The 14,246-nt window shown below is 60.9% G+C and carries 7 protein-coding genes, 3 rRNA genes and 1 pseudogene (1 of these 11 running past the window's edge); 3 read left to right on the top strand and 8 right to left on the bottom strand.

The features are described 5' to 3' along the window. The 3 genes from ACZ9A3_RS24530 to rrf (ACZ9A3_RS24540) form a co-directional block, all read left to right on the top strand. Nucleotides 1-2,337 (top strand): 23S ribosomal RNA (locus ACZ9A3_RS24530) (it extends 553 nt beyond the left edge of the window). A 134-nt stretch (nucleotides 2,338-2,471) separates the two neighbouring features. Then, nucleotides 2,472-2,587, top strand: a 5S ribosomal RNA gene (rrf, locus tag ACZ9A3_RS24535). 110 nt (nucleotides 2,588-2,697) lie between these two features. After that, nucleotides 2,698-2,813 (top strand): 5S ribosomal RNA (gene rrf / locus ACZ9A3_RS24540). 114 nt (nucleotides 2,814-2,927) lie between these two features. On the opposite strand, the gene ACZ9A3_RS24545 is transcribed toward rrf (ACZ9A3_RS24540), so the two are convergent. From ACZ9A3_RS24545 to ACZ9A3_RS24580, 8 genes and pseudogenes are all read right to left on the bottom strand, one after another. Further along, nucleotides 2,928-4,106 (bottom strand): PepSY-associated TM helix domain-containing protein, encoded by a 1,179-nt coding sequence (locus ACZ9A3_RS24545; RefSeq protein ID WP_476253212.1) that lies wholly within the window; start codon nucleotides 4,104-4,106, stop codon nucleotides 2,928-2,930. Between the two features lie 85 nt (nucleotides 4,107-4,191). Next, nucleotides 4,192-6,709: pseudogene (locus ACZ9A3_RS24550) on the bottom strand (TonB-dependent siderophore receptor). A 90-nt stretch (nucleotides 6,710-6,799) separates the two neighbouring features. Then, nucleotides 6,800-7,765: a FecR domain-containing protein gene (locus ACZ9A3_RS24555; RefSeq protein WP_213602784.1), complete on the bottom strand. Its 966-nt coding sequence runs from the start codon at nucleotides 7,763-7,765 to the stop codon at nucleotides 6,800-6,802. A 6-nt stretch (nucleotides 7,766-7,771) separates the two neighbouring features. Beyond that, nucleotides 7,772-8,275, bottom strand: coding sequence for a sigma-70 family RNA polymerase sigma factor (locus tag ACZ9A3_RS24560; protein WP_093377508.1), 504 nt, complete (start codon nucleotides 8,273-8,275; stop codon nucleotides 7,772-7,774). A gap of 126 nt (nucleotides 8,276-8,401) precedes the next feature. Continuing rightward, nucleotides 8,402-8,869, bottom strand: coding sequence for an SRPBCC family protein (locus ACZ9A3_RS24565; protein WP_476253213.1), 468 nt, complete (start codon nucleotides 8,867-8,869; stop codon nucleotides 8,402-8,404). A gap of 29 nt (nucleotides 8,870-8,898) precedes the next feature. Then, on the bottom strand, nucleotides 8,899-12,345 hold the full coding sequence (locus tag ACZ9A3_RS24570; RefSeq protein ID WP_476253214.1) for an amino acid adenylation domain-containing protein: 3,447 nt from the start codon (nucleotides 12,343-12,345) through the stop codon (nucleotides 8,899-8,901). Then, nucleotides 12,342-13,289 carry a diiron oxygenase gene (locus ACZ9A3_RS24575; protein ID WP_476253215.1) on the bottom strand — a complete coding sequence of 316 codons (948 nt, stop codon included), beginning with the start codon at nucleotides 13,287-13,289 and terminating at the stop codon, nucleotides 12,342-12,344. The genes ACZ9A3_RS24570 and ACZ9A3_RS24575 overlap by 4 nt, the downstream gene beginning before the upstream one ends. After that, a complete protein-coding gene (locus ACZ9A3_RS24580; protein WP_093377496.1) occupies nucleotides 13,286-14,062 on the bottom strand; it encodes a DUF3050 domain-containing protein in 777 nt (258 codons plus the stop codon). Before ACZ9A3_RS24580 ends, ACZ9A3_RS24575 begins: the two co-directional genes overlap by 4 nt. Between the last annotated feature and the right edge of the window lie 184 nt (nucleotides 14,063-14,246).

Raw genomic sequence — 14,246 nt, forward strand, 5'->3', positions numbered from 1 at the left:
CCTTTTGTATAATGGGTCAGCGACTTATATTCAGTGGCGAGCTTAACCGAATAGGGGAGGCGTAGCGAAAGCGAGTCTTAATAGGGCGTTTAGTCGCTGGGTATAGACCCGAAACCGGGCGATCTATCCATGGGCAGGTTGAAGGTTAGGTAACACTGACTGGAGGACCGAACCGACTACCGTTGAAAAGTTAGCGGATGACCTGTGGATCGGAGTGAAAGGCTAATCAAGCTCGGAGATAGCTGGTTCTCCTCGAAAGCTATTTAGGTAGCGCCTCATGTATCACTGTAGGGGGTAGAGCACTGTTTCGGCTAGGGGGTCATCCCGACTTACCAAACCGATGCAAACTCCGAATACCTACAAGTGCCGAGCATGGGAGACACACGGCGGGTGCTAACGTCCGTCGTGAAAAGGGAAACAACCCAGACCGTCAGCTAAGGTCCCAAAGTTATGGTTAAGTGGGAAACGATGTGGGAAGGCTTAGACAGCTAGGAGGTTGGCTTAGAAGCAGCCACCCTTTAAAGAAAGCGTAATAGCTCACTAGTCGAGTCGGCCTGCGCGGAAGATGTAACGGGGCTCAAACCATACACCGAAGCTACGGGTATCACTTAGGTGATGCGGTAGAGGAGCGTTCTGTAAGCCTGTGAAGGTGAGTTGAGAAGCTTGCTGGAGGTATCAGAAGTGCGAATGCTGACATGAGTAACGACAATGGGAGTGAAAAACTCCCACGCCGAAAGACCAAGGTTTCCTGCGCAACGTTAATCGACGCAGGGTTAGTCGGTCCCTAAGGCGAGGCTGAAAAGCGTAGTCGATGGAAAACAGGTTAATATTCCTGTACTTCTGGTTATTGCGATGGAGGGACGGAGAAGGCTAGGCCAGCTTGGCGTTGGTTGTCCAAGTTTAAGGTGGTAGGCTGAGATCTTAGGTAAATCCGGGATCTTAAGGCCGAGAGCTGATGACGAGTTGCCATTAGGCGACGAAGTGGTTGATGCCATGCTTCCAAGAAAAGCTTCTAAGCTTCAGATAACCAGGAACCGTACCCCAAACCGACACAGGTGGTTGGGTAGAGAATACCAAGGCGCTTGAGAGAACTCGGGTGAAGGAACTAGGCAAAATGGCACCGTAACTTCGGGAGAAGGTGCGCCGGTGAGGGTGAAGGACTTGCTCCGTAAGCCCATGCCGGTCGAAGATACCAGGCCGCTGCGACTGTTTATTAAAAACACAGCACTCTGCAAACACGAAAGTGGACGTATAGGGTGTGACGCCTGCCCGGTGCCGGAAGGTTAATTGATGGGGTTAGCTAACGCGAAGCTCTTGATCGAAGCCCCGGTAAACGGCGGCCGTAACTATAACGGTCCTAAGGTAGCGAAATTCCTTGTCGGGTAAGTTCCGACCTGCACGAATGGCGTAACGATGGCGGCGCTGTCTCCACCCGAGACTCAGTGAAATTGAAATCGCTGTGAAGATGCAGTGTATCCGCGGCTAGACGGAAAGACCCCGTGAACCTTTACTATAGCTTTGCACTGGACTTTGAATTTGCTTGTGTAGGATAGGTGGGAGGCTTTGAAGCGTGGACGCCAGTTCGCGTGGAGCCATCCTTGAAATACCACCCTGGCAACTTTGAGGTTCTAACTCAGGTCCGTTATCCGGATCGAGGACAGTGTATGGTGGGTAGTTTGACTGGGGCGGTCTCCTCCTAAAGAGTAACGGAGGAGTACGAAGGTGCGCTCAGACCGGTCGGAAATCGGTCGTAGAGTATAAAGGCAAAAGCGCGCTTGACTGCGAGACAGACACGTCGAGCAGGTACGAAAGTAGGTCTTAGTGATCCGGTGGTTCTGTATGGAAGGGCCATCGCTCAACGGATAAAAGGTACTCCGGGGATAACAGGCTGATACCGCCCAAGAGTTCATATCGACGGCGGTGTTTGGCACCTCGATGTCGGCTCATCACATCCTGGGGCTGAAGCCGGTCCCAAGGGTATGGCTGTTCGCCATTTAAAGTGGTACGCGAGCTGGGTTTAGAACGTCGTGAGACAGTTCGGTCCCTATCTGCCGTGGACGTTTGAGATTTGAGAGGGGCTGCTCCTAGTACGAGAGGACCGGAGTGGACGAACCTCTGGTGTTCCGGTTGTCACGCCAGTGGCATTGCCGGGTAGCTATGTTCGGAAGAGATAACCGCTGAAAGCATCTAAGCGGGAAACTTGCCTCAAGATGAGATCTCACTGGAGCCTTGAGCTCCCTGAAGGGCCGTCGAAGACTACGACGTTGATAGGTTGGGTGTGTAAGCGCTGTGAGGCGTTGAGCTAACCAATACTAATTGCCCGTGAGGCTTGACCATATAACACCCAAGCAATTTGAGCGAAAGCCAGATTGCGGTGTTGTGAAGACTGCACAGCCGAAGATTTGTAACTCACAAACATCACATACCCGATTCGCTGGAGTGTCTAACAAGACCTTCTGGCAACAGAATTTCTTGACGACCATAGAGCATTGGAACCACCTGATCCCATCCCGAACTCAGCAGTGAAACGATGCATCGCCGATGGTAGTGTGGGGTTTCCCCATGTGAGAGTAGGTCATCGTCAAGATTAAATTCCGAAACCCCTATCTGCATATGCAGGTAGGGGTTTTGTCTTTAAGGTAGAAGCATCAAGAATTCGCTGGCACGTCGCAACAGACGGATCGGCACACAGAATTTCTTGACGACCATAGAGCATTGGAACCACCTGATCCCATCCCGAACTCAGCAGTGAAACGATGCATCGCCGATGGTAGTGTGGGGTTTCCCCATGTGAGAGTAGGTCATCGTCAAGATTCATTCCGAAACCCCTGTCTGCCCTGCAGACAGGGGTTTTGTCTTTCAGGGACCTGTCGGGAGCTGGCCTTGCCAGCGATGGGCTGCATAGCAGCCCCAGAACAGCCGCTGACTTACCCAGCTCTTCGCACCTTGCCACTGCGCCGCGCCTGCAACTTGCGCCACCAGATATACACCCCGGTCAGCGACAGCACCGCAATCATCACTCCCAACACTGCAATCAACACCTGGCCGGCCATGCCGATGATGCGCCCGCCATGTATGGGTAACTGCAAGCGGTAAAAGCGTTCCCCCAAGGTGCCTTGCCCGGCAATCTCCTTGCCCAGCAAATGCCCGTCAGTGCCGTGGAAGAACAACCAGGACTTACCCTGGGCATCGGTATCGTGCTGGCCAAACCCCGCACCATAGAAGTTGTACTCGAAGCTGTAGTACAGCTCACCGATCGGTGCCGTTAGCCCCAGCCGCTGACCTTCCTGCTGCGCCAGCTGGTAGGCCTGTTGATAGTTCAGCTGGGTCACCCCCAGTTGTTCCTTGGGTAACCCGCCACGGGCTTCATAGACGCTTGGCTCAATCGGTGAAAACAGTGACACCGCCGGTTTGAACACCTGGGCCGGCAGGTTCATCGCCACGCTGCTGATCGCAATCGGCAGCAGCAACAGCCACAACCACAAACCGCCCGCCCTGTGGATATCCATGTTCAGCCGATAGGCATGGCCACCCTTGATCTTCCAGGCTTTCGCCCACTTGCCCCAGAACGGCCGCCCACGAGGCAAGGTCAGCAGCACGGCGATAAAGCAGTCGATTACCCACATGATCGCCACCACACCCATCAGCAGAATCCCCCAGTTGCCGGGCAGGGTCAGGCTGTAATGCAGCTCGAGCATGAACGGCATGAAGTTCTCGCGGGAGAAACAGCATTCACCCCAGTAGCGCTGGCCCAGGGTCAACCCACTGACGGGGTCGAGATAGAACACCGTGTTCTTCTCGGCATAGGGCTCGCCGCTGGCTGGGTCATTGCGCGGCACCATGGCCAGCAGCGCCGCATGCCCGGGCTCGTTCGGGTATTCCATGTACCAGACTTGCAGGCGCGGATGCTCGGCCTGCAACTTATCCACAAGCACCCCGGGTTGCCGGCGTTCACCCACGGTGGGCGCTTCATAGAAGGACGGGTTGAGCCATTCATCCAGTTCGTGATGAAAGGCCAGGACGCTGCCGGTTAGGCCCGCCATGGCCAAAAACAGCGCAGTGATCAGGCCAAGGTAGCGGTGAAGCAGTACGTAAAGCTGACGCATGGGTAAAGGTCCGGAATAAGTCGCCAGATACAACAAAGCCAGCCCCCGGAATCAGGTGCTGGCTTTGGCGTTCATACAGGTGAGGTCAGAACTGGTAGCTGACCGTGGCGCTGACATTGCGCTCTTCGCCCATGTAGCAGTAACTCAGGCTGGCACAGGAGGCGATGTAGCTCTCATTGGTGAGGTTGTTGGCATTGAGCCGCACATCCACGCCCTTGAGCCCGACCTTGCCCAGGTCATAGCCAACCGACGCGTCGAACAGGGTGTAGGAGGGCACCTTCATGGTGTTCTCGGCATCCACCCAGCTGTAGCCGACATAACGCACACCGCCGCCCAGGCGCAGGCCGTCGAGGGCGCCCTGGCGGAAGTTGTAGTCAGCCCACAGCGAGGCCATGTGTCGCGGTGCCTGGGTTGGCGAGTTGCCCTTGTTGTCGAGGTCGCTGCCGAACAGCGTGCTTGGCATCGACTTGGCGTACTCGATGTCGGTGAAGGTGTAGCTGCCGAGGACTTTCAGGTTGTCGGTGACCTGCATGTGGGCTTCCAGCTCCAGGCCCTGGGAACGGACCTGGCCTACAGGACGATAGAACTCTTCCTGCGGCAGCTTGGAGGCCAGGTTCTCCTGCTCGATGCGGAACACCGAAGCGGTAAACAGGTTGTCAGTGCCCGGTGGCTGGTACTTGATGCCGGCTTCCCACTGGGTGCCCTCGGTCGGCGCCAGCGGATTGCCGGCCTGGTCGGCGTAGGAGTTGGGGTTGAACGACTCGGAATAGCTGATGTACGGCGCAATGCCGTTTTCGAACAGGTACAGCACGCCGGCGCGGCCGGTCAGTTTGGTGCGCTGGTCGCTGATCCTGGTGCCCAGCGGGCGGCTGGCTTCGGCGATACGGTTCTCGTCCGAGGTCTTCACCCAGTCCTGACGCAGGCCCAGGGAGAAGCGCCACTGGTCGAGCTCGATCAGGTCCTGCAGGTACACGCCGGTCTGCTGCAGCCGACGCAGGTAGCTGGTGGGGTTGTAGTAGGTGATTTTCGAGTTGCCGTACTGCGGGTCGAAGGCGTTGATCGGCGCCAGCGAGCCACTGCGCCAGTCGACCACGGTTTTGCGCCGCTGATAGTCCAGGCCCAGCAGGGTGGTGTGCTTGGCACTGCCGGTGAAGTATTCGGCCTGGAGCATGTTGTCGATGATGTACGCGTGGAGCTTTTCATCGCCGCCGGTGTAGTAGCGGTTCAGCTCGTTGCTGGTCGGTGTGGTCCAGCCCCAGGCATACACCTGGTCCATTTTCACCGTCGAGTCCAGGTAGCGGAAGTTCTGCCGCGCGGTGAAGACGTCGTTGAAGCGATGCTCGAACTGATAGCCGAACGACTGCTGGTCGCGCTCGTAGCGGTCGACACCCGGCTCGCCTTCGAAGAAGTGATCGGAGATGCGCTGGCCATTGCGCTGGTGCAGCGCGCCATCGGCCGGCACGCCGCCGTGATAGCCGCCGTCGGGGTCGTGCTGCAGGTAGGCCTGCAGGGTCAGCGAGGTGTCTTCGCTGAAATTGATGCTGACAGTCGGGGCCAGGGCGAAGCGTTTTTCCTCGTTGTGGTCGAACTGGGTGTCGGACTGATCGGCCAGGCCCACCAGACGGTAGGCGATGCGCTTGTCGTCATCCAGCGGGCCGCTGAAGTCGAAACCGACACCACGCTGGCCCTGGGTGCCAACGGTGGCCTGTACCTGATGGTAGGCCTCGTACAGTGGCTTCTTGCTGGTCAGGGCGACCAGGCCGCCGGGTGAGCTGCGGCCATAGAGCACCGAAGATGGCCCCTTGAGGATGTCCACGCGCTCAAGAAAGTACGGATCGACCTGCATGGTGCTGTAGGTGCCGCTGTCACCCATGGACTTGAGGCCGTCCAGGTAGATGTTATCCACAGAGCCGTCGTTGAAGCCCGCGCATGGCTACGTAGTCGTAGCGGTGTGTCGCACCATAAGGGTTGGTCAGCACGCCCGGGGTGTAGCGCATGGCCTGGGCCACGGTCTGCGAGCCCTGGTCGTCCATTTGCTGACGGGTCACCACCGATACAGACTGCGAGGTTTCCAGGATCGGCGCACTGGTCTTGGTCGCAACCTGGCTGTGAGTGGCGTTGTAGCCTTCCATGCTGCCCAGGGCGTTACCCAGGGCGAACTCACGCACTTCGGTGCTTGGCAACGACAGCGCTGCGTCCTGTGCCTGAGCCCGCAGCACATAGCTGCCGCCATCCTGGCTGAGGGCCTCCAGGCCCGAACCGTTGAGCAACTGGCGCAGCGCCTGGTCGGTGGCGTAGCTGCCTTGCAGGCCCGGCGACTGCAGGCCTTGGGTCATTTGCGGGGTGCTCGACAGGGTGATCTGAGCCTGGCGGGCGAACTGGTTGAGCACCTCATCCAGAGAGCCGGCAGGGATGTTGTACTGCTGGCTGACACTGCCTGCTGGTGATGCAAGTGTCATTGCCGGCACCGCAGTGATGCCCAGGGCGGTGCCGAGCAGCGCGGCGCGGATGGCCTTGCCGAGGACACTGGAACAGGCAGAATCTAAGGAAGGTTGAAAATCATTCTTCTTGTTGAGCCGCAACAGGGGCGAAGCATTACGCATGGGGAGCATCCGTAGAGTCGGTAAGGGCAGAAAGAGTCGCTTACTGTCCTAGCCGGACTCGTGGGTAAAACCCGCCAAAAAAAAATCACTTCACGCCAGCCGTTCCAGGCGCACCCACCAGCGGGTGCGATAGCTGACCTTGATCGGCAGTGTCTGTGGCAGCAGTTGCAACAGCTTGTCGGTGTCTGCAAGGCGGAACACACCTGACAGGCGCAAGTCGGCAATGTCGTCGGCGCAGCTGACATAGCCATGGCGATAGCGCCCGACTTCAGCGAGAAAATCACCCAGGCGCATGTCGCGGGTGACGATCAGCCCTTCGGCCCAGGCGCCGGCATCCATGTCCTGATTGTGCAGCAGGGTCGCGCCGCGGGCATCGAGGCGATAGCTCTGGCCGGCGTGAATCCATTGCATCGGGCCTGGCGAGTGGATGGCGACGCTGCCCTGGCTGACGCTGACGCGGGTGCAGTCGTCGTCCTGGCGCACCACGAAGCGGCCGTCGAAGCCTTGCAGCAAGGCTTCGCGGGTGCTGACCAGCAACGGTCGAGCCGGGGTGCTTGTGTCTTTGGCGCAGGTCAGCATCAACTCGCCGTGCTTGAGACGAATCAGGCGCTGATCGGCCTCAAAGGCAAGGTCTGCGGCGCTGTTGGTGTTCAGTTGCAGCAGCGAGCCATCGGGCAGGCGCACGCTGCGACGCTGGCCGGTGGCGCTGGCGAAATCCGCAGTCCAGGGGCTGATTAGCTGCAGGTCCTTACCCAGCCAGGTCGCCGAGCCGAGCACCAGCACGCCGCTGAGCAGCTTCAGGGCCTGGCGTCGTTGCAGGCGCTGGCTGCTGTTCTCAAGGGTCTGCAAGGCCACACTGGCCCCTGGCACGGCGCGCAGGTTGAGTTCCTGCTGCAGCGACTGCACTCGTTGCCAGGCCAGCTCGTGCTCCTGATGGGTTGCACGCCACTGTTCGCATTGCTGCTGCAGCCGCGCGTTGTGGCCGCTTTCGCGCAGCTTGAGCATCCAGTGGATGGCTTGCTTGACCACGCGCGGGCCGGGGTTGAGGGTGGTCATGACGGCTTACGCCTCTGACTCGTAGCGCAGCAGGTAGCAATGATAGAGCGCATCGGCCACGTAGCGTTCGACCGAACGCAGCGACACGCCCATCTGTTCGGCAATGTCCTTGTGGCTCAAGCCTTCGCACTGGGCCAGGAGAAACGCGCGACGCACTTTCGGCTTGAGGCCGTCGAGCATCTGCGCGATGCGCTCAAGCAGCTCCAGCAGCAGTTCGCGGGTTTCAAGCGAAGGCACTTCGGCCTCTGGCAGATGCGCCAGGGCTTCGAGGTAGGCGCGCTGCAGCTCCTCACGGCGCCAGTGGTCGATCACCAGGCCGCGAGCGATGGTACGCAGGAATGCCCGGGGGGCGTTCAGCTCCAACAGTTCACGCCGCTGCAACAGGCGCACGAAAGTGTCCTGGGCCAGGTCCGCGGCATCGGCGGCGTTGCCCAGCTTGCTGCGCAGCCAGGTGTTCAGCCAGCCGTGGTGATGGCTGTAAAGCGTGTGCACGGACTCTCGAGAGGGCATGAAGGTGCGCTGCTGAAGGGGTCATAAATGATAATTAGTCTCATTGTTGGCATCCTTGGAATATTTTGCAACTGTTGATCAGGGCAAGCTCGCTCTTGCCGGAGCGGGCTTGCCCCGCGATCGGGTTTAACTCAGCAAATTCTTCACATTGTTCATTGCCTCATCGGCAAACCCCTGCAAAAACGCCTGAAAGCCAGGCATTGCCTCGCTGCCGCCTTGCCATGGCTCGGCCTGGATGGTCCAGGTCGCCCGCGCCTGACGCTCGCCCAGAGCCTCGACCTGCATCGCCGCCCACAGGTTGCCGATGTTCAGGCTGGTGTAGATCAGGCTCCAGGTCATGTACATGGCCTGGTCGTCGCGGCTGTTGAGCTGCTCGATGACCACGTTGCCGTCCTTGAACAGCTTCTTGCGCACCGAGCGTACGCCGCTACCGGTCATCTCGATGTGCTCCAGGGCCGGGATGAACACCGGGAAGCCGGCAAAGTTGCCGACGATGTTCCAGACGCTGGCGGCAGCGCTGGCGATCTCGACGCTGGCCACTACGTGGCAGCCTTCGGGGTTGTGGATAAGTGTGTCGGGTTGGAGTGCTTGCATGGTGTCTCTCCTGGTTGGGTTGAAGCTGCTCAGATGAAGGCGATGTCGTGCAGGTACTGGCAGCCGCGTTGCAGCAGCTGCGGGGTTTTGCGCGGGTAACGGGCGCCCATGCGCTGGACGCCGGCGCGGGCGTTGTCGTGCTGGATTCGCGAGATGTCGCCGATGTCTTCCTCAAAGCCGTCCAGGTAGAAACCCAGCACATCGAACAGGGCGTTGTCGCGGTCGACCCGCTGCAACTGCCGCTGCCACTGCTCAACGCTGACCAGCTCGAATGGCCTGCCGCTGTCGCGGAACACCGAGACGTAATCGCGCCAGCTCAAAGGCTCGGGGTTGTGCAGGTTGAACACCGCCCGTTCGGGCTGGTAGCGGCTGCTGTGGAAGGCGATGAAGCGGGCCAGAAAGTCCACCGGCATCAGGTCGAAGTTGAGCTCCAGCGCCGGCACCTGGCCGAGTTGCAGCGAGCCTTTGAGCATCAGCATCAACCGGTTGCGTTGGGGCTGGCAGATGCCATTGCGGCTGTCGAAGGTGATGTTGCCAGGGCGGTACAGGTTGACCCACACGCCCTGGGCGCGGGCGCGCTGAAGAATGCGCTCGCCCACCCATTTGCTCAGGTTGTAGCCGTTGCGGATATAGATCGGCGGGGTGGCGGCCGGGTCTTGTTCGAGGACCTGGCCGTCGGCGTCGATGGCGCTGCACGCCGACAGGGTCGAGATGAAATTGAAGACCTTCTTGCGCCGGCCTTCGCACAGGCGCAGGCACTCGAACAGCGGCTCGACGTTGTCGGCGGCGAGGCTCTGGTAATCCAGCACATGGTTGACCTGCGCGGCGTTGTGCAACAGCGCGCCGTACTCGCTGTCGAGGTAGTTGTAGTCGGCTTCGGCGAGGCCCAGGCGCGGCTGGCGCAGGTCGGCGGCGAAGACTTTCACCCGGCTCATGTCCAGCCCATGCAAGCCGTTCTCTACCAGCGCCGCGCTAAAGCGTTGCTCGGCTGACTGACTGGCGTTGGCGCGCACCAGGCAGGCCACTTCGCTGGCGCCCCATTGCAGCAGCGCTTCGACCAGGTGCACGCCAAGAAAGCTGTTGGCGCCGGTGACGATCACCTTGTGCACATCGCCCAGTTGCGCCACTGGCAGCACCTGCAAGCCCAGTTCGCGGCAGGCGTCGCGTTCAGCTTGCGGGTCGAGGCCAGGCAGCTGTGCCTGCTCACCGCTGACCAGGGTGGCCAGGCGTTGCACTGTCGGCATCTCGATAAAGCGGTTGATCGCAATGCCGCGGCCGAACTGTTCGCGAATGGCCAGCAACAGGCGCGACAGCAGGATCGAATGGCCACCGAGGCTGAAGAAGCTGGCGTCGGTGGAAATGTCCTGCTCGGGCAGTTCCAGCAGCGTGCTCCACAGGCCAACCAGCTGCGCTTCGACCGGGGTTAGCGGACCGAAGTGATGCCGGCTCGGCGCCAAACCCAGCGGCAGTGCCGCCAGCGCCTGGCGGTCAACTTTGCCGTTGGCGGTGTAGGGCATCTGCGCCAGTTGCTGATAGAAACCCGGGCGCATGTAGTCGGGCAGCCTTTGCTCGGCGTGCTGGCGCAGCGCCGCTTCGCTGTCATCACCGGTGGCTTGCGCGCAGAACGCCAGGATCCGCCGCTGGGCATCGATGATCACCGCCACCTGGCGGAACAGGCCGCTGCTGCGCAGGCAGTGCTCGATCTCTTCGGGCTCGACGCGAAAGCCGCGAATCTTCACCTGGTTGTCGCGCCGGCCACAAAGCTCGATACCCTCGGCCGTCCATTTGCCGATATCGCCGGTGCGATACACGCGCAACAGGCTGCTGTCGCCTGGGCTGAGGTTGAGGAAGCGCTCGTTGCTCAGGGCAGGATTGTTCAGATAGCCCAAGCCCACGCCCGGCCCTGCGATATACAACTCACCGGGGCAGTTTTCGATCACCGGTTGCAGGTTTTCGTCGAGGATCAGCACCCGCGTGTTGGCGATCGGGCAGCCCAGGTTGCGGTTGTTGTCGCCAGTGTTGAATACCCGGGTGGTGGCCAGTACCGTGGTCTCGGTCGGGCCATAGATGTTGTGCAGTTGGCACTGCCCGGCCAGGCGTGCAATCACCTCCGGTTCACAGACGTCGCCACCGGTGACCAGGTGCTTCAACTCCAGGGTTTGATCGCGCGGCAGGATGCTCAGCAGTGCTGGCGGCAGGAAGGCGTGGGTGACGTGCTGTTCGCGCATCAGCGCCAGCAATTGAGCCGGGTCGCGGCGCTGGTCTTGCGTGGGCACCACCAGTTCGCCGCCGGCGACCCAGGTGGGCAGGATGTCCAGCAGCGAGGCATCGAAGCCGATGGTCGAAAACTGCAATGCCCGGCTGTGCTCATCGAGTTGCACGTGAGCGCTGTACCAGGCCTGGAAGTGGCTGAGGTTACGCTGGCTGAGCAGCACGCCCTTGGGCTGGCCGGTGGTGCCCGAGGTGTAGATCGCCACGCACGGGGCGTCTGGCGCCGGTCGCTGGCGCAGTAATGACGGCAACGGCTGCGCCAACGCTGCGGGCACCTGGCGCAGGTCGAGGCTTTTCACAGCCAAGTCATCCACTGGGACTTGACCGTCATGCAGCAACAGGCTGGCGCCGGCGTTCTTGAGGATGTAACGCAGACGCTCGGCGGGGTGCGCAGGATCCAGCGGCAAGTACACCGCCCCATAGCCGAATACCGCGAGCAGGCTGGCGTAGAGCGCTGCGGATTTGCCCATGCAAACGCCAATCACTGGCGGGTCGGCGTCAATAGCCAAGCCGGCTATCAATTGCTGGATGGCGACCGCCTGGGCGTGCAGTCGGGCATAGCTGATGCGCTGGCCGTTGAGGTTCAGCGCCGGGCGTTCGGCATGAAGTTGCAGGCTCTGCTGCAGGCGCTCGATCAGCGCTACTTCGCCAGTTGCCAGCAATGGCAGGCTGTCGTGCTGGTTGTAGCGATGCAGCCAGGCCAGTTGCTCCAGCCAGCCAAGACCTTGTTGCTGGTCCTCCTGCCCGGGGCTGATGGCGGCTGCCTGCTGCAGGTAGTCGGGGTTTCGCGAGAAACGGCTGACGTGCAGCGCGAGGGTTTGCTGCAGGCTGTCGATGGTCTTCCGGCGCAGTTGCTGGCCATTGCCGGACACCTCCGCTGCCAGCGGCTGGCGCTCGATCAACCGCTGCGCGGTGGCTGTGCCGGTCCAGCACAACAGCTCAAGTGTCGGCAGTTCGCCAGTGCTGTGCAGGTTGAGCCCCAGGCGCAGGCTCAACAACGCGCAGTCGCCGAGCCTGTGCCAATCGCTGGCACTCAGCGCCAGGCTGCCATCATCGATGAGCAGCTGTGGCCGGGGCCACGGGCGATGCTGCAAGGCTGCGGTGCTATCGGCCAGGTACAGCGCGTGCCCATGGTCGAGCAGTTCCTGGTGCAGCAGGGCCAATGCCGGGCTTGTGCCGATCAGACAGATTTGCAGGCGTCTCATGGCGCTCTCCTTGGTTCGGGCAGGTAATGCGCCAGGGCCTGTTGTACGCAAGGCGAATCGAGCATCGAGCTGGCGCGGAACAGGCGCAGGATGTTGCCCAGCAGCGGATGCCGGTGATCGATCGGGTAGGCCATCGCCGTTACCTCCTGGCGCAATGCTTGGCGCGCGGTCTCGCTGATCGGCAGGTGCTCGATCAGGCTGAAATCGAAGGTTTTCTGGATGTCGTTGGTCAGGTACTGGGCGAGGAACACCGGGAGGATGTCGGCAATGCACCGGCGATCCGCCTCCGGCGCGCTGTGCCAGTAGATGCGTACCAACCGCGCCCAGAAGGTCGAGTGGCGCCCCTCGTCGAGCAGGTGGTCGGCCATTAGCCCCTTGACCGAGGGCTTGACCGTGTCATCGCGGGCAAAGGCGGCGACGTCGTCCGTCAGGGTGTTCTCGGCAATACCTACGCAAATCAGCTCAAGGGCGTCGCGCAGATGTTCCGGTGCCAGCGCCAGGGCTGCGGGTATCGCCCGGCTCAGCTCGATCTCCCGGGGCAGGGCAATCGGCTCGATGCCGGTGAGGGCGATGGTCTGGTGCATGAAGTCCATGGCCACCAGGGCGTGGTAGTCCTCATCGACCACCACGGTCATGGCGTCATAGCGGCAGGCGAACGGAAAGCGAATGGCGAAGCGGTCCTTGGCGATCCGCCGGGCGGTGTGATCGACGATCTCGGTCTCGAAAATCACCACGTCGTTGATGAACTTGTAGAGGCTCTGGGCCAGGGCGAAATCGCGCTGCTGCGGGCACGCGCGGACAAAGGTTTCGCTGAGCACCAGCGGCTGGCGGCTGAGCGGGTAGATCAGGCGCTGATCATCCTCGACCAGGCGTCGTGGCCGGGTGCGGATGGTCGCCCGGCTCTCCCAGGCCTCGGCACAGGAGGTGTAGTCGAGGGCGTTCATGCGCTGGTCTCCACGACGTTTTCACGCATCGACAGGCGCAAGCGGTCCCACAGGGCAATGCGGCTGTCGACGGCGGCAATGGCGGCTTCGAGCACCTGGCGTTGTTGCACCGGGTCGCCTTTGACCAGCCTTGCCAGCAAGGCCTCGGCGGCCGGGCCGTGGTCTTCGGAATCGACCTCGATGTGCCGCTGCAGGTAGTAACGGAAGGTGGGCGCCTGTTCGCCGCTGATACCCCAGTCATCGAGGATGCGCTGGAACATGGTCGGGATGACGCTTTCGCGGCCATGCAGAAAGGCTGCTGCGACACCATGGGCCGGTGCGCCCAGGGCGGTTTCCAGCGTGTGGCAGACGAACTGCCGGGCTGCCTCGCTGGCGCCTGCACGCTGCAGGGCACTGGCGTAACCCACGCCTTCACGCTGCAGGCTGACGAAGCGCTCGATCGCCGCTGTGCTGGCGCCGACCTCGCGCATGGCGTCCAGGTACAGCTCGAAATGACTGTAGTGGCCCTGGCCGGGGCGGTCGTCGGACTCCTCGCCAAGAACGATTTCGTTGATCAGGCGTGCGGCGTGCGGGTCAAGCGGTGGCAGCCAGGGCAACTGGATACAGGTCAGCTCCTGCTGCAGGCGCTTGGTCAGCGACATGAAATCCCAGACGGCGAAGACATGGGTTTCCATGAACCGTTGCAATACCGGCAAACAATCGATTTCAGTAAAGATCGGGTGTGCGGCAAGTTCGGCTTTGCGGGCGATAAGAAGCGAAGTCAATGTATTCATGGGGTTTCCTGGTCACTGGCTAACATCCGGTTAATGTCTTTTCATCGGCGGCGGCGAAGTTTTCAGCGGCCGAGCAGGGGCCTCGACTGAATTATTCGATAACAGCGCAATGGCAGACGTATCGATGCAGTTGGCATCGTTTTCTTCGGTGAACGGGCACTTGGCGGTTGAGGTGGCCCGTGCC

It is taken from the genome of Pseudomonas sp. TE4620 (assembly GCF_056279045.1).

Bases quoted from the DNA above. Each gene is read 5' to 3' on its own strand.
- ACZ9A3_RS24560 (WP_093377508.1), bottom strand. From the start codon at position 8,275: ATGCCCTCTCGAGAGTCCGTGCACACGCTTTACAGCCATCACCACGGC.
- ACZ9A3_RS24580 (WP_093377496.1), bottom strand. From the start codon at position 14,062: ATGAATACATTGACTTCGCTTCTTATCGCCCGCAAAGCCGAACTTGCC.
- ACZ9A3_RS24545 (WP_476253212.1), bottom strand. From the start codon at position 4,106: ATGCGTCAGCTTTACGTACTGCTTCACCGCTACCTTGGCCTGATCACT.
- ACZ9A3_RS24565 (WP_476253213.1), bottom strand. From the start codon at position 8,869: ATGCAAGCACTCCAACCCGACACACTTATCCACAACCCCGAAGGCTGC.
- ACZ9A3_RS24555 (WP_213602784.1), bottom strand. From the start codon at position 7,765: ATGACCACCCTCAACCCCGGCCCGCGCGTGGTCAAGCAAGCCATCCAC.
- ACZ9A3_RS24575 (WP_476253215.1), bottom strand. From the start codon at position 13,289: ATGAACGCCCTCGACTACACCTCCTGTGCCGAGGCCTGGGAGAGCCGG.
- ACZ9A3_RS24570 (WP_476253214.1), bottom strand. From the start codon at position 12,345: ATGAGACGCCTGCAAATCTGTCTGATCGGCACAAGCCCGGCATTGGCC.